Origin of the sequence: Streptomyces sp. NPDC017940, from assembly GCF_044328435.1 — a bacterium.
Classification (GTDB): Bacteria; Actinomycetota; Actinomycetes; order Streptomycetales; family Streptomycetaceae; genus Streptomyces.
The window spans coordinates 158,517-176,014 of the sequence record NZ_JBIRHJ010000008.1 but is presented as its reverse complement, the minus strand read 5'-3'; the positions used below and the strand labels follow the sequence as shown (position 1 = coordinate 176,014).

General features: G+C 73.2%; 16 protein-coding genes. 14 read left to right on the top strand and 2 right to left on the bottom strand.

Annotated elements, in window-relative coordinates; translation table 11 throughout:
- Nucleotides 1–67: 67 nt before the first annotated feature.
- Entirely contained in the window at nt 68–1,393 is a 1,326-nt protein-coding gene (locus tag ACH4DX_RS27090; RefSeq protein WP_398119808.1) for a pyridoxal phosphate-dependent aminotransferase, read from the bottom strand.
- A 113-nt stretch (nt 1,394–1,506) separates the two neighbouring features.
- Between ACH4DX_RS27090 and ACH4DX_RS27085 the strand changes: the two genes are divergently transcribed.
- The 14 genes from ACH4DX_RS27085 to ACH4DX_RS27020 all read left to right on the top strand — a co-directional run bounded on the left by ACH4DX_RS27085 (nt 1,507) and on the right by ACH4DX_RS27020 (nt 16,416).
- Nucleotides 1,507–1,800, top strand: coding sequence for a hypothetical protein (locus ACH4DX_RS27085; RefSeq protein ID WP_398119810.1), 294 nt, complete (start codon nt 1,507–1,509; stop codon nt 1,798–1,800).
- Between the two features lie 458 nt (nt 1,801–2,258).
- Complete coding sequence (locus ACH4DX_RS27080; RefSeq protein ID WP_398157097.1) at nt 2,259–2,777, top strand: DUF2617 family protein; 519 nt, start codon at nt 2,259–2,261, stop codon at nt 2,775–2,777.
- Nucleotides 2,778–2,875: 98 nt separating this feature from the next.
- Nucleotides 2,876–4,468, top strand: coding sequence for a polyamine aminopropyltransferase (locus ACH4DX_RS27075; protein ID WP_398157096.1), 1,593 nt, complete (start codon nt 2,876–2,878; stop codon nt 4,466–4,468).
- A 68-nt stretch (nt 4,469–4,536) separates the two neighbouring features.
- On the top strand, nt 4,537–5,352 hold the full coding sequence (locus ACH4DX_RS27070; RefSeq protein WP_398119816.1) for an SRPBCC domain-containing protein: 816 nt from the start codon (nt 4,537–4,539) through the stop codon (nt 5,350–5,352).
- Between the two features lie 380 nt (nt 5,353–5,732).
- Nucleotides 5,733–6,533 carry an aldose 1-epimerase gene (locus ACH4DX_RS27065; protein ID WP_398157095.1) on the top strand — a complete coding sequence of 267 codons (801 nt, stop codon included), beginning with the start codon at nt 5,733–5,735 and terminating at the stop codon, nt 6,531–6,533.
- A 10-nt stretch (nt 6,534–6,543) separates the two neighbouring features.
- Entirely contained in the window at nt 6,544–7,098 is a 555-nt protein-coding gene (gene pyrE / locus ACH4DX_RS27060; RefSeq protein ID WP_398157094.1) for an orotate phosphoribosyltransferase, read from the top strand.
- Between the two features lie 96 nt (nt 7,099–7,194).
- A complete protein-coding gene (gene fbaA, locus ACH4DX_RS27055; RefSeq protein WP_398119822.1) occupies nt 7,195–8,226 on the top strand; it encodes a class II fructose-bisphosphate aldolase in 1,032 nt (343 codons plus the stop codon).
- A 139-nt stretch (nt 8,227–8,365) separates the two neighbouring features.
- Nucleotides 8,366–8,779 (top strand): DUF3151 domain-containing protein, encoded by a 414-nt coding sequence (locus ACH4DX_RS27050; protein ID WP_398157093.1) that lies wholly within the window; start codon nt 8,366–8,368, stop codon nt 8,777–8,779.
- A gap of 176 nt (nt 8,780–8,955) precedes the next feature.
- A complete protein-coding gene (locus ACH4DX_RS27045; protein ID WP_398119826.1) occupies nt 8,956–9,789 on the top strand; it encodes a tryptophan 2,3-dioxygenase family protein in 834 nt (277 codons plus the stop codon).
- Nucleotides 9,782–11,032: a kynureninase gene (gene kynU, locus ACH4DX_RS27040; RefSeq protein WP_398157092.1), complete on the top strand. Its 1,251-nt coding sequence runs from the start codon at nt 9,782–9,784 to the stop codon at nt 11,030–11,032. The genes ACH4DX_RS27045 and kynU overlap by 8 nt, the downstream gene beginning before the upstream one ends.
- A gap of 145 nt (nt 11,033–11,177) precedes the next feature.
- Nucleotides 11,178–12,176, top strand: coding sequence for an alpha/beta hydrolase (locus tag ACH4DX_RS27035; RefSeq protein WP_398157091.1), 999 nt, complete (start codon nt 11,178–11,180; stop codon nt 12,174–12,176).
- Nucleotides 12,177–12,971: 795 nt separating this feature from the next.
- On the top strand, nt 12,972–14,474 hold the full coding sequence (locus tag ACH4DX_RS27030; protein ID WP_398157090.1) for a sensor histidine kinase: 1,503 nt from the start codon (nt 12,972–12,974) through the stop codon (nt 14,472–14,474).
- Nucleotides 14,471–15,151 carry a response regulator gene (locus ACH4DX_RS27025; protein WP_398119833.1) on the top strand — a complete coding sequence of 227 codons (681 nt, stop codon included), beginning with the start codon at nt 14,471–14,473 and terminating at the stop codon, nt 15,149–15,151. The genes ACH4DX_RS27030 and ACH4DX_RS27025 overlap by 4 nt, the downstream gene beginning before the upstream one ends.
- Before the next feature lie 20 nt (nt 15,152–15,171).
- Nucleotides 15,172–16,416 carry a cytochrome P450 gene (locus tag ACH4DX_RS27020; RefSeq protein WP_398157089.1) on the top strand — a complete coding sequence of 415 codons (1,245 nt, stop codon included), beginning with the start codon at nt 15,172–15,174 and terminating at the stop codon, nt 16,414–16,416.
- Nucleotides 16,417–16,496: 80 nt separating this feature from the next.
- Here the strand turns inward: ACH4DX_RS27020 and ACH4DX_RS27015 are convergent, their stop codons facing one another.
- Nucleotides 16,497–17,477, bottom strand: a complete 981-nt coding sequence (locus ACH4DX_RS27015; protein WP_398157088.1) for a diacylglycerol kinase — start codon at nt 17,475–17,477, stop codon at nt 16,497–16,499.
- Between the last annotated feature and the right edge of the window lie 21 nt (nt 17,478–17,498).

The following is a 17,498-nucleotide window of genomic DNA, read 5'->3' as shown; positions in this document are numbered from 1 at the left end:
CGGGTGCGGGGCTTGAGCAAGTCCCGTACCCCGAAGCGAACCGGCGGCGCTCTTTTCGCGCTCCTTGTCAGACCGCCAATCGCTTGAGGCGGGTAACCGCCTCTTCCAACACACCCTTCCGCTTGCAGAACGCGAACCGTACGAAGGGGGCGCCCTCCTGGCGGTGGTCGTAGAAGACCGCGTTCGGGATGGCGACCACTCCGGCGCGTTCCGGCAGGGCGCGGCAGAACGCGAAGCCGTCACCGCCGTGCGACCGGTTCTCGCCGAGGGGGCGGATGTCGGTGGTGACGAAGTAGGTGCCCTGGGGACGGTAGACGTCGAAGCCGGCCGCCGTCAGACCGGCGGAGAGCAGGTCGCGCTTGGCGCGCATGTCCTCGCGGATCTCCGTGAAGTAGGTGTCGGGCAGGGCGAGCGCCTCCGCGACCGCGTACTGGAAGGGCCCCGACGCCACGAACGTCAGGTACTGCTTCGCCGAGCGCACCGCCGTGACCAGGTCCGGCGTGGACGTCACCCACCCCACCTTCCACCCGGTGAACGAGAACGTCTTGCCCGCCGAGCCGATGGTGACGGTGCGCTCGCGCATGCCGGGGAACGAGGCGAGCGGCAGATGCACGGGCGTGCCGGAGCCCTCGGGTGCCGCGGTGTCGGAGAAGACCAGGTGCTCGTAGACCTCGTCGGTGACCACGAGCAGGTTCCGCTCGACGGCCAGCTTCGCGATCTCGGTCAGCTCCTCGCGGGTGAGGACGGTGCCGGTCGGGTTGTGCGGGGTGTTGAGGAGCAGCAGGCGGGTGCGCGGGGTGACGGCGTCGCGCAGCTCGTCCAGGTCGAGGACGAAGCGCCGCTCGGTGCCCTCGCCGCGGGACACCTCGCGGGGGCGCAGCGTGACGGGTACCCGGGTGCCGCCCGCGAGGGCGATCGCGGCGGCGTACGAGTCGTAGTACGGCTCCAGGGCGATCACCTCGTCGCCGGGCTCCACCAGGGCGAGCAGCGCCGCCGCGATGGCCTCGGTGGCACCGGCGGTGACCAGGACCTCCCGGTCCGGGTCGTAGGACAGGCCGTAGTGGCGCAGCTGGTGCTCCGCGACCGCCGTGCGCAGCTCGGGCACGCCGGGGCCCGGCGGGTACTGGTTGCCGCGCCCGTCGCGCAGCGCCCGTACGGCCGCCTCCCGCACCTCCTCGGGTCCGTCCGTGTCCGGGAAGCCCTGGCCCAGGTTGATGGCCCCGGTCCGCAGGGCGAGCGCGGACATCTCGGCGAAGATGGTCGTCCCGAACTCGGCGAGGCGCCGGTTGAGCAGCGGGCGCCCGTGCGCGGTGCCGGGGGCGCCCGAGACGTCGGAGGTGCCGGGGGTGCCTGGGGTCCCGGAGGTGCCGGAGGTGTCTTCGGAGGGCGTCATGGGCGTCATCCTGCGCCGAACCTCTGGAGTTCCTCAACTCTGCTTTGGCCGCGTTCGGCCGAGGGCATCTCCCTGGCACGAACCACGGGGGAACAGAAGGGGTGGTGGGGGGCATGGCACTGGTCCTCGTCTTCATGGGATTCGCGGTGGCGGTCTGTGTGGCGCTCGGTGTCACGGTCGTCCGGAACGCGAGGGGTCCGGGCGGGCGTGCCCGGCGCCGGGCCGTCGCGGGCTCGGGCGGCAGCAGCTGGTGGGCGTCTGGCAGCGGAAGCGGCGGCGCGGGACACGTGGCGACCGGTGACGGCGGGCACGACGGGGGTTCGTCGTGCGGAGGCTCGTCGTCGTGCGGCGGCGGCTCCTCCTGCGGCGGCGGGGGCGGCGGGGGCGGATGCGGCGGAGGCAGCTGACACGGGGCAGCTGGTCCACTGGGCGAAGCGCCCACCGGGAGCACCATCCGGTGGGCGCTTCGTCGTTGACGCCGACCGGGGCGCACCGTTGACGCGAAACGGGGCGCATCGTTGACGCGAAGCGGGGAAAGAGAGCTGTACAGCCGGGGTGGCAGGGACGACAAGGGCGATATGGGTCTATGGGCGACCGTACCGGGGCGCTTATGGATCGTTGGGTACGTGAACAGATGAACTGTTCGGCCCTCTAAGGTATGGAAACCCTACGAAGTTGGGTAAAAACGCTGTGGCAGCGTCTTAGTTCATGATTCCATTTCAACTGTCACCCCGCCCTCGGACGCTCTGAGCTCAGCAACCGGGACCTGCCCGTGGGCGCGAGCCGGCATTCCGATTTCCCGGGTCCAGGTGTTCGACCAAGTGCGCCGGCCCCCACCTCATTTGCGCGTTAGCGGAGCTGACTCATGCTCACGACCCTGAAGACTGTCTACACCGACACGTGCGCCGGGGACCTGGCCTGGGCCCTCGGCCGCGAGCCGCTGCCCGCGCTCGCCACCCTCGACCTCGAACTGACGGGCGCGGTGGTGCAGTTGCGGCTCCTCGGAGCGTCGCACCAGGTACTCCTGGAGGAGAAGCAGGGCAGCTGCTCCGAGACGGTGGCGTGCATCCCGGGCAGCAGCACCCCGCTGCCGCTCGGCGTCTCCAAGCGGGTGGGCGAGTGGGAGTACGAGTTCGCGGCGTGCGTGGAGACCCTCTCGCGCTGTCAGTTCGCCGGTCGCGCACAGGAGTTGCTCGCTCTGGTGACCGAGCACCCGCACGGCCTCGCCGGAGTCTTCCCCGGCATCCCGCACGCCTTCACCGCCATGCTCGCCCAGCGCCACGAGGGCTCGGTGATGTGGCGTACGTGGCACGCGTACCCCCAGGACGGGCAGTTGGTGGCGACGCGCACCCGGGTCGGCGTACGCATGCCCGCGGCACTCTGAGGGGGCAAGTGCCACTTACACGTCTTACACGTCTTCCGGGGCATCTCCACCCATGTGGGGGACTTGGTGTAAGCGTTCGGTGACGTAGCGTTCGCAGCGTGATCGAACCGTCCACCGAGCGCCTGCCCGTCACGCCCCGGACAGGCCGGTTCCTCGTCCTCGCGGGCGTGTTCATCTGTGCCGCCTGCGGACTGGTGTACGAACTCGAACTCGTCGCCCTCGCCGCCTACTTGATCGGTGACTCCGTCACCCAGGCCTCCGTCGTCCTGTCCGTGATGGTGTTCGCGATGGGCGTCGGCTCCCTGCTCGCCAAGCGCCTGCGCTGCCGGGCCGCCGTCGGGTTCGGCCTCGTCGAGGCGGCGCTCGCCCTGATCGGCGGGTCCAGCGCCCTCGTCCTGTACGCCGCGTTCGCCTGGGCCGGGGACCGCGGCGAGGTGTGGGCCGGCGGATCGCGCTACCTCTTCGTGGCGTTCTCCCTCGCCATCGGCGTGCTCATCGGCGCCGAGGTCCCGCTCCTCATGGTGCTCATCCAGCGCATCCGGCGGCAGGACGCGGGCGGCGCGGTGGCCGACCTGTTCGCCGCGGACTACGTGGGCGCCCTGGTCGGCGGCCTCGCCTTCCCCTTCCTGCTCCTGCCGTGGTTCGGCCAGCTCACCGGGGCGCTGCTCACCGGCGCCGTCAACGTCCTCGTGGGCGGCGCGCTGGTCTTCGGCCTCTTCGGGCGGGACCTGAGCGGGCGCGGGCGCTGTGCGCTGGCCGGCGCCAACATCGCCGTGCTCGCCGTCCTCGCCTCCGCCGCGCTGCTCGTCGACGACTTCGAGCGGGCCGCGCGCCGCGCCGTGTACGGCTCCGACATCCGCGTCGCCGTGCAGACCGACGTCCAGGAGGTCGTCCTCACCGGCGCCGACCGCGCCTCCCTGAACCTCTACGTCGACGGGCGGCTGCGCGTCAGCGGCCGCGACGAACGCCGCTACCACCGGGCACTCGTCGAGCCCGCCATGCGCGGAGGGCCGCACGCCCGCGTCCTCGTCCTCGGCGGCGGCGACGGGCTCGCCGCCCGCGAGGCGCTCCGGCACTCCGGCGTCCGGCGCGTCGACATCGTCGAGGTCGACCCCGGCGTGGTGGAGCTGGCCCGCGGCGACCCCGCGCTCAGCGAACTCAACGGCCGGGCGTACCGGGACCCGCGGGTGCGGTCCTTCCACGCCGACGCCTTCCACTGGCTGCGCGGCCCGCACGAGCGCCGCCTCCCCTACGACGTCGTGATCGCCGACCTGCCCGACCCCGGCATCACCGCGAGCACCAAGCTCTACTCCCAGGAGTTCTTCGGCCTTGTCGCCCGCCTCCTCGCCGACGACGGACGGTTCGCCGTGCACGCCGGGCCCGTCGTGACCCGGTCCCTCACCTACTGGACGGTGGACGCGACCCTGCGCGCCGCCGGCCTCGCGACCACCCCCTACCGCGTGACGGGCCGGCACTCCGCCCACGCCGCGGGGCCCGACCGGACGGACGACGGCACCGCCCGGCCGCACGACTGGGGCTTCGTCCTCGCCGCGCGCGACCCCGGGCGGCTCGCCGCCGCCCGGGACGCGGCCGTCCTGCGCGGCGGGGCACGTGCCGCCGAACGGGTGCGGCCCCCCTCCTGGCGGGGGTTCGCGCCGTCCACGCTGGTCCATCCGCGGTACTCCGACTGACGTGCCGCGGGCTCCGGCACGTGCGAGTGCGGTACATCCCGGCGTGGGCGTCGGTACGCTCGACTGTCATGGAGCATGAGGTGTTCGTACCGGTCACGGAAGAGCCGCTCCGCGAGGCGCTGGCCGACCCCGAGCGGGTCGCCGGTGCGGTGCCGGGGCTGCATCGCGACGCGGACGCGGATTCGCCGCCCGGCACCGGGCGGGTGCGGGTGCGGGTCGCCGGGCACACGATCACCTACCGGGGCGGTCTGCGCGTCGCCGCGCGGGACGACGGCACGTACTCCTTCGAGGGCGACGGCGTGGAGGTGCGCGGCAGCGGGACCGTGAAGTTCGCCCTGGTCCTGCGGCTCTCCGCCGCCGCGGACGGGGGTACGTCGATGGCCTTCAGCGGGACGGCGTCCGGCGACGGCCGCATCGCCGAGCTGGTGGAGAGTTCTCCACAGGCTGTGGAGTCCGCCGCGCGGCGGTTGCTCGCGAAGTTCGCGGAGGGGGTCGCCGCCGCGGCCGCCCCCGACGGTGCGGCCGATGTCCCGGAGCCGCCCGCCGGGCCCACCGGGGGTGGGGAAGGGGTGCACGGGATCTTCGCCGCCGAGGTGCCGCCGCCGTCCCTCGATCCGCTCACCGGCGGGGCGGGTGACCGGTTCGGGGAGTCGCTCGACGGGGGCGAGGTGCCTGCTGCCGAGGCCGCGCATGCCCGGCGGACGATGATCGGGCGCAGCGCGGAGGAGGTCGATCACGCGCCGCCGCGTGGGCGGTATGCGCCCGTGCCCGTGCCCGAGTCGATGTCCGGCGGGGTCGCCACCCTGCGGTGGGCTGCGCCCGCGGCTGCTGTGGTGTTGGCCTCGGCGATCGTGGTGGGGCGGGTGCTTCGGCGGCACCGCTGAGCGCTGGCGCTGTGCCGTTGCCGTTGTGGCTGTGCCGTTGGTGCCGGTGCGCTTGTTCTTGATCGCGTCGTTGGGGCTGGGGTCAGGGCTTCGCGCCGGCGCGCTCGTCCTCAAGCGCCGGACGGGCTTGGGTTGTCGCGCGCCGTCCGGGCTGGGCTCAGAGCATCGCGCTGGCGCGCTCGTCCTCAAGCGCCGGACGGGCTTGATCTGTGCCGGGCGGGCTTGATCTGTGCCCGGCGGGCTGGATGTGCGCCGGACCGGGTGGGCCCTGATCGTGATGTGCGCCGGGCGGGGCCTGATCGTGTCGTGTGGGCCAGCTGGTGTCCGGTGTCCTGGGGAAGGGCGGGTGGGTGGGAGGGAGAAGCCGTAGGGTCGGGGCCGTGAGTAGTGAAGAGATCAGGCTGGCCGCGGGCTTCGCGGACGTGACTGTGCAGCCGGGCAACGGTTGTCGCCTGGGGAGTCTGCGGATCGACGGAGTCGAGCTGCTGCGGCAGGGGGAGCGCTACGGCAGCTTCCCGATGGTGCCGTGGTGCGGCCGCACCCGCGAGGGCCGGTTCCGCAACGGTGGCATCCCGCACCGGCTCCCCGTCAACTCCCCACCGCACGCCATCCACGGCACCGCCCGCGACGCCGCCTGGAACACGGCCAGGGTGAGCGCCACGGAAGCCGTGTTCACGTACGACCTGACGGACCCCTGGCCCTACCCGGGCCGGGTCACGCAGGTCGTCGAGCTGACCGAGGACGCCCTGACGCTGCGGCTCGCGATCGAGACGTACGGGGACTCGTTCCCGGCGCAGGCCGGCTGGCACCCGTGGTTCAACCGCCACCTGGGGGACGCGCGGGAGGGCGAAGGGGTACGCCTCGGCTTCGACGCCGCCTGGCAGGAGCAGCGCGGCGACGACCACCTGCCCACCGGCACCCGCATCGACCCCGCCCCGGGCCCCTGGGACGACTGCTTCGGCATGCCCGACGGGGTGGACGTGACCCTGACCTGGCCGGGTCGGCTCGAACTGAACGTGGCGAGCCGGGAGCAGTGGGTGGTCATCTACGACGAGCCCGCCGAAGCGGTGTGCGTGGAGCCGCAGACCGGGCCGCCCGACGGCCTGAACACCCTGCCGCGCCTGGTCACCCCCGTGGAGCCCCTGGAGACGGCGACCACCTGGAGCTGGCGGCGCCTTTAAGCTCGTAGCCATGACGAACGACGTACGCGGCGACCTGCTGCAGCAGATCAAGGACAAGGCCGTCGTGCACGGCAAGGTGACGCTCTCCTCCGGTCTTGAGGCCGACTACTACATCGACCTCCGCCGGATCACCCTCGACGGCGAGGCCGCCCCGCTGGTCGGCCAGGTCCTGCTCGACCTCACCGAGGACCTGGACTACGACGCCGTGGGCGGCCTGACCATGGGCGCCGACCCCGTCGCGGGCGCGATGCTGCACGCGTCCGCCGCGCGCGGCAAGCGCCTGGACGCCTTCGTCGTCCGCAAGGCCGCCAAGGCGCACGGCATGCAGCGCCGCGTCGAGGGCCCGGACATCAAGGGCCGCCGCGTCCTGGTCGTCGAGGACACCTCCACCACCGGCGGCTCGCCGCTGACCGCCGTGGAAGCGGTGCGGGAGGCGGGTGCCGAGGTCGTGGCCGTCGCCACGATCGTCGACCGGGCCACCGGCGCCGGCGAGAAGATCACCGAGGGTGCGGGCGTCCCGTACCTCTTCGCGTACTCGAAGGACGACCTCGGTCTCGCAGACTGAGGACCTCGCCGAGTCTGGAAGGATGGGGGCGACGATGACGTCGCCCCCCTTAGGTCAGGGCCAAGCACACACCCGCACATCACAAGGAGCGGACACATGCCCATCGCAACCCCCGAGGTCTACAACGAGATGCTCGACCGGGCGAAGGCAGGCAAGTTCGCCTACCCGGCCATCAACGTGACGTCCTCGCAGACCCTGCACGCCGCGCTGCGTGGCTTCGCGGAGGCGGAGAGCGACGGCATCATCCAGATCTCCACGGGTGGCGCGGAGTTCCTGGGCGGCCAGCACAGCAAGGACATGGTGACGGGCGCCGTGGCCCTCGCCGAGTTCGCGCACATCGTGGCCGAGAAGTACGGCGTCACCGTCGCCCTGCACACCGACCACTGCCCCAAGGACAAGCTCGACGGCTACGTCCGCCCGCTGCTCGACATCTCCGCCGAGCGCGTCAAGGCCGGCCGGAACCCGCTCTTCCAGTCCCACATGTGGGACGGCTCCGCCGAGACCCTGGCCGACAACCTGGCCATCGGCCAGGAGCTGCTCGCCAAGGCCGCCGCCGCGAAGATCATCCTTGAGGTCGAGATCACCCCGACGGGCGGTGAGGAGGACGGCGTGACGCACGAGATCAACGACGAGCTGTACACGACCGTCGACGACGCGATCCGCACCGCGGAGGCCCTCGGCCTCGGCGAGAAGGGCCGCTACCTGCTCGCCGCGTCCTTCGGCAACGTGCACGGCGTCTACAAGCCGGGCAACGTCGTGCTCCGCCCCGAGCTGCTCAAGGACCTCCAGGAGGGCGTCGGCGCGAAGTACGGCAAGGCCGCCGGGTCGCAGCCGTTCGACTTCGTCTTCCACGGCGGCTCCGGCTCCACCGAGCAGGAGATCGCCACCGCCCTGGAGAACGGTGTCGTGAAGATGAACCTCGACACCGACACCCAGTACGCCTTCACGCGGCCCGTCGCGGACCACATGTTCAAGAACTACGACGGCGTCCTGAAGGTCGACGGCGAGGTCGGCTCGAAGAAGACGTACGACCCCCGCACCTGGGGCAAGTCCGCCGAGGCCGGCATGGCGGCGCGCGTCGCCGAGGCCTGCGCGAACCTGCGCTCCACCGGTACGAGGCTCAAGTAGCCGGGAGTCCCCCGAGCACGTCCACGCACGTCCACGCACGTGCACCGCAGGGGCCGGACTCTCCGGCCCCTGCGGCGTTCGTGGGGCGGGGTTCGGGGCGGGGCCCCACCGGGCGGTGGCCATGCCGCAGACTTGTCCCATGGCCATTCACCAAGATCTGCTCGGGGGCCCGCCCCCGACCCACCTCCCCGACGACCCCGAGCCCCGCGACCTCCTCGCAGCCGGCACCCCGGCCGCCGACGTCGCCGCGAAGTACCCGAAGTCGTCCCTCGCCTGGGCCCGGCTCGCGGACGAGGCGTTCGAGGCGGGCCGCGTCGTCGAGTCGTACGCCTACGCCCGTACGGGCTACCACCGCGGCCTCGACGCCCTGCGCCGCAGCGGCTGGAAGGGCCACGGCCCGGTGCCGTGGGAGCACGAGCCGAACCGCGGCTTCCTGCGCGCGCTGCACGGCCTCGCCCGCGCCGCCGACGCCATCGGCGAGCAGGAGGAGTACGAGCGGTGCGCGACGTTCCTGCGCGACTCGTCGGCGACCGCCGCGGACACCCTCGGCTGACCGACACGCGGCCGCACCCCCGAATACCGCGTACGACCTGCTTGGACACCCTGTGTGACCAGGCAGGTCTTGCCGTTTCCCAGGATGTTGCGGAGGATGCGGGTGGGGACCGGGGCCCCCGTGCCGGTACCGGCAGGGGCGGACCGCTACCCGGAGTACGCATCTAGGAGACAGCGATGTCTGACGAGGCGCACGCGGCGCAGGACAGCCCGAACCTCGACTTCGCAGGCACCACCCCGTACGAGGACTACGTACGGGCGGATGTGCTCACCCACCTCCAGCACCTGCGCTCGAACGACCCGGGCGAGATGGTCTTCCTGGTCACCACCCAGGTCATGGAGCTGTGGTTCACGGTCATCGTGCACGAGTGGGAGACCGCGGCGCGCGCCCTGCGCGAGGACGACGTGCCGGTGGCCGTCGCCGCCCTGAAGCGGTCGGTGCGCGAGCTGGAGGCCCTGAACCACTCGTGGAAGCCGCTCGGGCAGCTCACCCCGGCCCAGTTCAACTCCTACCGCGGCTCGCTCGGCGAGGGCTCGGGCTTCCAGTCGGCGATGTACCGGCGCATGGAGTTCCTGCTCGGCGACAAGTCCGCGTCCATGCTGGTGCCGCACCGCGGGGCCCCGCGCGTCCACGCCGAACTGGAGAAGGCGCTCCACGAGCCGTGTCTGTACGACGAGGTGCTCAGGCTCCTCGCGCGTCGCGGCCACGCCGTGCCGAACGCCGTCCTGGAGCGCGACGTCTCCCTCAAGTACGAGCCGTCGCCCGAGGTCGAAGCGGTCTGGACGGCCCTGTACAGCGGGGACCAGGACGCCGAACTCGCGCGCCTCGGCGAGGCGTTGACCGACGTCGGCGAGCTGGTGTGGCGCTGGCGCAACGACCATCTCGTCGCCACCCGCCGCGCCATGGGCTCCAAGACCGGCACCGGCGGCTCCGCGGGCGTCGCCTGGCTGGAGAAACGGGCCACCAAGAGCGTGTTCCCCGAGCTGTGGACGGCGCGCAGCCATGTCTGAGACGAGGGAGCCCGCGGCGCGGGCGCACGTGGAGGCCAAGGCCAAGGAGCTGGACGCGGCGGACGAACTCGCCGCCAAGCGAGCCGAGTTCGTTCTCGACGACACCGTCTATCTGGACGGCAACTCGCTGGGCGCGCTGCCCGTGCACGTCCAGGCGCGCGTCGCCGACGTCATCGACCGCCAGTGGGGTTCGCTGCGCATCCGGTCCTGGGAGGAGAGCGGCTGGTGGACCGCGCCCGAGCGGATCGGTGACCGCATCGCCCCGCTGATCGGCGCTGCCCACGGCCAGGTCGTCGTCTCCGACTCCACCAGCGTGAACGTCTTCAAGGCGCTGGTGGCGGCGGTACGCGTGATCCGGGACGGGGGCGGCGCGGGAGCCGCCGCGCGCGACGAGATCGTGGTCGACGCCACGACCTTCCCCACGGACGGCTACATCGCCGGGTCCGCGGCCCGCCTCACCGGCTGCCGCATCGTCCCCGCCGACCCCGCGGACGTACCCGGCCTGCTCGGGCCGCGCACCGCCGTCGTGCTGCTCAACCACGCCGACTACCGGGCGGGCAGGCTGCACGACCTGCCGGGCCTGACCGCCGCCGTGCACGCGGCGGGCGCGCTCGTCGTCTGGGACCTGTGCCACACGGCCGGGGCGCTGCCCGTCGGCCTGGACGAGCACGGCGTGGACCTGGCCGTCGGCTGCACCTACAAGTACCTGAACGGCGGGCCCGGTTCGCCCGCCTTCCTGTACGTGCGCCGGGACCTCCAGGACCGCTTCGACTCGCCGCTGCCCGGATGGAACTCGCACGTCGAACCGTTCGGGATGCGGCCGGGGTACGAGCCCGCCGCCGATGTCACCCGGGGCCGGGTCGGCACCCCCGACATCCTGTCGCTGCTCGCCCTCGACGCGGCGCTCGACGTCTGGGAGGGGGTGTCGATGACGGCGGTGCGCGCCAAGTCCCTCGCCCTGACGGACTTCTTCCTGGAGTGCGTCGAGGCGTACGTACCCGCGGGCCGCGTCGAGTCGATCACGCCCGTCGCGCACGCCGAGCGGGGCAGCCAGGTCGCGCTGCGCTGCCCGGACGCCGAAGGCGTGATGAAGCGGCTGGTCAAGCAGGGCGTGGTCGGTGACTTCCGGCCGCCGGACCTGCTGCGCTTCGGGTTCACTCCGCTGTATCTGACGTTCGCGGACGCCGAACGCGCGGCCCGGGTCCTCGCCCGGACCTTGGCAGCGGCGCCGACGGGGGGCTGACGGGCCCGGCGGCGTGCTGCGCGGGCGGAGGCTGGTACCGTCCGGCAGAATTGGATCAAGGCACGAACGTCCGTCGGCCCCCGGCGAGTTGTTCCGCCGGGGCCGACGGGCTGCCACCGCCGGCCGAGTCTGGGAGGGTTGCCGTATGCCGGACGACGCCGCAGTGGCCCGCGATGCCGCCGAGGAAGCAGCCGCCCTCGGGCACCCCGCGGTGCCGCCCGACGCCACCGCCGCGTACGGCGCGCACGCGGAGCAGGTCATCGACTTCTACGCCCCGCGCGGCACGGTGGACCGCCCCGCGCCGCTCGTCGTGCTGCTGCACGGCGGGGCCTGGCGGGCGCCGTACGACCGGTGGCACGTGTCGCCGTTCGCGGACTTCCTGGCCCGAAGGGGCTTCGCCGTCGCCAACGTCGAGTACCGCAGGGGGGCCGTTCCGGCACAGGGTCCGCCCGTGGGGGAGCCCGGCGGTGGCCCTGTGGCCGGGCGCTGGCCCGAGACCCTCGACGACGTGGCCGCCGCGCTCGACGCGCTGCCCGCCCTCGTCCGCGCGCACCTGCCGGCCGCCGACCCCGGCCGGACCGTGCTCACCGGGCACTCGGCCGGCGGCCAGCTCGCGCTGTGGGCCGCCGCCCGGCACGTCCTGCCGCTCGGCTCGCCCTGGCGCCTCGACCGGCCGCCGCCGCTGCGTGGCGTGGTGGGGCTTGCGCCCCTCGCGGATCTTCGGGTGGCGGACGAGTTGGGGGTGTGCGGTGGGGCCGTGCGGCAGTTCCTCGGCGTTTCGGGGGCCGCTGTGCGTCCGTCCCTCGGTGCTTCGGGGGCCGCCGTGCGTCCGTCCCTCGGTGCTTCGGGTGCCGCTGTGGATGCCGTGGATGCCGGGGCGGTCGAGGCGCGGTACGTCGAGCGGCTCGCGCATGCGGATCCTGCGGCGCTGTTGCCCACCGGGATCGCTACCACCGTCGTGCAGGGGCGTACCGACATCGTCGTGCCGCCCGCCGTTGCCGATGCGTATGCCGATGCGGCGGCGAAGGCCGGGGAGGTTGTCGGTGTGACGTTGCTCGAGGGGGTTGGGCACTTTCCGTTGATCGATCCGGGGGTGGATGCGTGTGCGGTGGTCGCGGAGGAGATCGCGCAGCTCGCCTTCTGACCGGGGGGCCACCGCGCCGCCGCGCCCGCGCTCTGGCCTCCCGGCCGAGCTCTCTTCCCCCACCCACCCGCCCTCCCATCGCGCTCCGCGCTCGTCCTCAACCGCCGGACGGGCTCTTCCCCACCCGCCCGCCCCTTTCCCGCGCTGACGCGCTTGTCCTCAATCGCCGGACGGGCTTTTCCCCACCCGCCCGCCCTTTTCCCGCGCTGGCGCGCTTGTCCTCAAACGCCGGACAGGCTGGATACTTCGCCCCGGCGGCACGAACGCAGCCCACCCGGCGAAGCTCACAAGCCCTTCCGGCGAACTCGCAAGCCCTCCGGCAAAGCTCTCAGCTCTTCCGGCGAAGCCCGCAAGCCCGCCCGGCGGCGCTTCCAAGCCCACCCGGCAGAGCTCTCAAGCCGGTTCGGCGGGGCTCTCAAGCCCGCCCGGCGAAGCTCTCAAGCCCGCCCGGCAGCGATCTCAGGCCGGTCCGGCGAAGCTCTCAAGCCCGTCCGGTGAGGCTTCAAGCCCGTCCGGCGAAGCTTCCAAGCCCGTCCGGCGTTTGAGGACGAGCGCGCAGCGCGATGGAAGGGCGGGTGGGTGGGGAAAAAGCCTGTCCGGCGTTTGAGGACGAGGCGCGGAGCGCCGATGGGGGCGGGGGTCCAGGGGGCGGCGCCCCCTGGTTGTCGGGAAAGGGGCGGGACTGGGGCGCCCCGCGAGGGAGCAGCCGGCCCCGAGTAGTACCTGCGACGGACCCCCAAGGACCCGTCCCCTTGGGGACGCGACCCGCGGGCAGCGGCCCGTACCGTCTAGGACGTGACCGAGAAAACCCGCAGCCCGGAGCTCGACCTCGCGCAGAACGCCCTCCAGGGCCTGCGCAGCGACCTCTTCCACGGCGCCCTCACCTACCGCCCGCTGCCCCCGCTCAAACCGGACACCCCCCTGCTCCAGTGGATACCGGACCGCCTGCGCAAGTACGCGGTCTGGACCCCGCACACCGTGGTCCTGGCGATGGCGCTGCTGACGCTGGCCGTCGCGTACACGGGAACGTCGGCCGGGTACGGCGGCAGCCGCGAGCTGGCCCACATCGTGATCGCCGGTGTGCCCGCGGCCACCGTGGCCCTGACGCTCGTACGCCCGGTGCTCGCGTGGTGGCTGTCCCTGGGGACGACCCCGGTCATGGTGTTCCTGGCAGGCAGCAGCGACTTCCCGTGGTCGGCGGGCTCCTTCGTCGGCCACACCGCGGTGATGATGGTGGTGGCGGCCCGCACCCGCCCCCGCACGGCGGCCTGGACCTGGCTGCTCACGGTCCTGTACTCGTTCCTCGCCGAGGGCACGGGCACCGGCTACGCCTCCAACAGCGGCCCCCTCGTCGTGCTCAGCGGCATCGCCGTCGCCCTGGTCACCCTGGTCACCCTCAACCGCGACACCCGCCGCGAGGTCGTCGCGGAGCGCACCGTCACCGCGGTCGAGCGGGACAAGCGCACACTCCTCGAAGAGCGCACCAACATCGCCCGTGAGCTGCACGACGTCGTCGCCCACCACATGTCCGTGGTCGCCATCCAGGCGGAGGCCGCCCCGTACCGGGTGCAGAACCCGCCGCCGGAGCTGGAGCAGGCCTTCGCGACGATCCGGGAGAACGCGGTGATCGCCCTGACCGAGCTGCGCCGCGTCCTCGGTGTCGTACGGGCGCAGGACTACGAGGCCCCGGACGCCCCGCAGCCCACGCTCGCCGACATCGACCGGCTCCTGGACAACGTGCGCGACACCGGTCTGAGCGTGGAGAAGGTCGTGACCGGCGCGGTGCGGGAGCTGCCGCAGGGCGTGGAGCTCTCCGCGTACCGCATCATCCAGGAGGCGCTCAGCAACAGCCTGCGGCACGCGCCGGGCGCGACGGCCCGGGTGGAGATCGGCCACGTCCTCGGCGGCCTCGGGCTGCGGATCGTGAACGGGCCCGCGACGGGGCTCGTACAGCCGTCGCCGGGAGCCGGGCACGGCATCACGGGGATGCGGGAGCGGGTCACGATGCTGGACGGCGAGATGACGGCGGAGGCGACCGCGGACGGCGGGTACGAGGTGACGGTGTTCCTGCCGGTGCCGATCGGCACGACGGAGACCGCGGGGCGGGTCGGTACGACGGAGACCGCGGGGCGGGTCGGGACGACGGAGACCGCGGGGCGGGTCGGGGCCGCGGAGACCGCGGGCGTGCCCGCGACCCGACCGGCGCGGGAGACCCCGGGCGCGCAGGACACGCAGGGCGCGCAGGGCACCACGACGATCCTCTCCCTGGACAAGCCCGCCGGAGGCGATCGCGCATGAGCCGCACCATCCGTGTCCTGATCGCCGACGACCAGATGATGGTCCGCGAAGGCTTCTCCGTGCTGCTCAACGCGATGCCGGACATCGAGGTCGTCGGTGAGGCCGTGAACGGCCGCGAGGCCGTGCGGCGGGTGCGCGAGCTCGCCCCCGACGTCGTCCTGATGGACATCCGCATGCCCGAGCTGAACGGCATCGAGGCGACCCGGGAGATCGTCGCGGACACCCTGGTGGAGACGAAGGTGCTCGTCCTGACGACGTTCGACCTGGACGAGTACGTGTACCAGGCGCTGCGCGCGGGCGCCTCCGGCTTCCTGCTCAAGGACGCCTCCGCGCGGCAGCTCGCCGACGGCGTCCGCGTGGTGGCGGCCGGTGAGGCGCTGCTCGCGCCGTCCGTGACCCGCCGCCTCATCACGGAGTTCTCGAAGCTCTCGGACAATCCGCGGCTCGCCGCGTCCGCGCAGGCCCAGGCGCAGTACGGGGAGCTGACCGAGCGCGAGACGGAGGTCCTCGTCCTCATCGCGCAGGGCCTGTCGAACGCGGAGATCGCCTCGCGGCTCGTCGTCGCCGAGTCCACCATCAAGACGCACGTCAGCCGGGTCCTGGTGAAGCTCGGTCTGCGGGACCGCACCCAGGCGGCCGTCTTCGCGTACGAGGCCCGTCTGGTCACACCGGGCTGACGCCGGGCTAACGTCCCCTCATGGATCCCTTACCGGCCCCCTCACCGGCTCCGTCCCCGGACGCCCCCTTCGACCCCTGGTCGCCCGCTTTCGTGGCGGACCCCTACCCCGCCTTCGCCGCGCTGCGCGCCGCGGGCCGCGTGCACCACTACGAGCCGAGCGGCCAGTATCTGATCCCGCACCACGCGGACGTCGCCGCCCTGTTGCGCGACCGGCGCCTCGGCCGCACCTATCTGCACCGCTTCGGCCACGAGGAGTTCGGCCGCGAGGCGCCGCCGCCCGGGCACGAGCCGTTCCACGTCCTGAACGACAACGGCATGCTCGACCTGGAGGCCCCCGCGCACACCCGCATCCGCCGCCTGGTGTCGAAGGCGTTCACCCCGCGCACGGTGGAGCGGCTGCGCCCCTACGTGGCGGAGCTCGCGGACGACCTGGTGCGGGGCCTGGTGGCGGACGGCGGCGGTGACCTGGTGGCCCGGGTGGCCGAGCCGCTGCCCGTCGCCGTGATCGCCGAGATGCTGGGCGTCCCCGAGGCGGACCGGCCGCTCCTTCGGCCCTGGTCCGCGGACATCTGCGGGATGTACGAGCTGAACCCGGGCGAGGCCGCGGCGGCGCGTGCCGTGCGCGCGTCCGTCGAGTTCTCCGCGTATCTGCGGGAGCTGATCGCGCACCGGCGCGGGGAGCCGGGCGAGGACCTGATCAGTGCCCTCGTCGCCGCGCACGACGAGGGCGACCGGCTGAGCGAGCAGGAGATGATCTCGACCTGCGTGCTGCTCCTGAACGCGGGGCACGAGGCCACCGTCAACGCGCTGGCGAACGGAGCGAACGTCCTCTTCGGTCACGAGGAGCAGTTCGCCGCCCTGCGCGCCGAGCCGGAGCGGTTGCTGCCCACGGCCGTGGAGGAGCTGCTGCGCTTCGACACGCCGTTGCAGCTCTTCGAGCGGTGGGTGCTCGACGACATCGAGGTGGGCTCCACCCCGATCCCGCGCGGCAGCGAGGTGGCGCTGCTCTTCGGCTCCGCCAACCGGGACCCGGCCGTGTTCACCGAGCCCGACACCCTGGACCTCGCCCGCGCCGACAACCCGCACATCTCCTTCAGCGCGGGCATCCACTACTGCGTCGGCGCGCCGCTCGCCCGCATCGAACTCGCCGCCTCGCTCGGCGCGTTGCTGCGCAGGGCGCCGCGGCTGCGGCCCGCCGCGGAACCGCGCCGCCGACCCCACTTCGTCATGCGGGGCCTGGAGGAACTGCTCGTCACCTGCTGAACCCGCCTGCTACGAGTTCCTCCGGCAGGAGCCCGCAGGAACGGTGTCCCGCCGGTGCACGCGCCGGTCCTGCCGCGTTCTCAGCGCGGCAGCGTCAGCCGCCACGCCTGCGCCCTGACCTGCCAGGTGCGGGTCCGCACGGGGCCCGTGACCAGCGTGTCCGCGCGGTAGCGGAAGTCGGGCCCGGACACGGTGACCGAGCGGGCACGGGCCCGCACCGGCGCGATCTGGGCGCCCACGGACGCAGGCAGGACCTCGACCCGGGCGAGGCCCCCGCCGCCGGGCCGCACGTACACCCCCTCGACGGGCTGGTCGAGGTCGACGAGCGTCACCCCGTCCGCCTCCACGCGCAGCCGCGAGGGGCCGCCCGGCGCCACCCGCGAGGGCCGCACGCCCAGGGTGCGGACGAGGGACTGGCAGGTCCGCAGCCACGGGTGCCGCTCCCCGGCGGCCGCGCCGCGCCCGCCCCCGCCCGCCTCGTCCCCGAAGCCCCCGCCGAACCCCCCGCTCCCGTCCCAGGGGCCCCGGCCGCCCTCGCCGCCCGAAGCGCCCCGGCCGTCCTCGGCACCCCTGCCGTCCCCGGCGCTCCCGCCACCCCCCGCACCCCTGCCGTCCCCACCGGCGCCGACCGGTGGAATGCGTACGTCACCGAGCACGACGCCGTCCCGGTCGTCCACGAGCAGATCGAGCCGCCGGGGCACCCCTTCGAGGACCGCCCGCGCCGCCGCGACCGCCCCGGCGGGGACGCCGAGCTCCCGCGCGAGCCGGACGGCGGCGGCCGCCTGGGCGACGGGAACGACGGACAGCACGGCGGAACCGAGCCCCCGCTCCTGGTGCAGGATGCTCACCGCACGCAGCAGCGCGCGGTCGTCCCCGACCACAACGGGCCGTCTCGCCCCCCGTCTGACCAGCGCTTTCGCGAATTCCTCCGGCCCCTCGGGCAGGCACAGCTTGACGCCCGCGCCCGCGCCAAGCACGTCCTTGGCGATGCGTACGGACTCCCCGTCCGTACGCCGGGCGACCGGGTCGATGACCACCAGAAGCTGGTCGCGAGCCGACACGTGCGCCCTTTCTTTAGTCCT

Excerpts from the sequence above, each read along its gene's own strand:
- ACH4DX_RS27090 (WP_398119808.1), bottom strand. The coding sequence starts at position 1,393 with ATGACGCCCTCCGAAGACACCTCCGGCACCTCCGGGACCCCAGGCACC.
- ACH4DX_RS27085 (WP_398119810.1), top strand. The coding sequence starts at position 1,507 with ATGGCACTGGTCCTCGTCTTCATGGGATTCGCGGTGGCGGTCTGTGTG.
- ACH4DX_RS27080 (WP_398157097.1), top strand. The coding sequence starts at position 2,259 with ATGCTCACGACCCTGAAGACTGTCTACACCGACACGTGCGCCGGGGAC.
- ACH4DX_RS27070 (WP_398119816.1), top strand. The coding sequence starts at position 4,537 with ATGGAGCATGAGGTGTTCGTACCGGTCACGGAAGAGCCGCTCCGCGAG.
- pyrE (WP_398157094.1), top strand. The coding sequence starts at position 6,544 with ATGACGAACGACGTACGCGGCGACCTGCTGCAGCAGATCAAGGACAAG.
- fbaA (WP_398119822.1), top strand. The coding sequence starts at position 7,195 with ATGCCCATCGCAACCCCCGAGGTCTACAACGAGATGCTCGACCGGGCG.
- ACH4DX_RS27050 (WP_398157093.1), top strand. The coding sequence starts at position 8,366 with ATGGCCATTCACCAAGATCTGCTCGGGGGCCCGCCCCCGACCCACCTC.
- ACH4DX_RS27045 (WP_398119826.1), top strand. The coding sequence starts at position 8,956 with ATGTCTGACGAGGCGCACGCGGCGCAGGACAGCCCGAACCTCGACTTC.
- kynU (WP_398157092.1), top strand. The coding sequence starts at position 9,782 with ATGTCTGAGACGAGGGAGCCCGCGGCGCGGGCGCACGTGGAGGCCAAG.
- ACH4DX_RS27035 (WP_398157091.1), top strand. The coding sequence starts at position 11,178 with ATGCCGGACGACGCCGCAGTGGCCCGCGATGCCGCCGAGGAAGCAGCC.
- ACH4DX_RS27025 (WP_398119833.1), top strand. The coding sequence starts at position 14,471 with ATGAGCCGCACCATCCGTGTCCTGATCGCCGACGACCAGATGATGGTC.
- ACH4DX_RS27020 (WP_398157089.1), top strand. The coding sequence starts at position 15,172 with ATGGATCCCTTACCGGCCCCCTCACCGGCTCCGTCCCCGGACGCCCCC.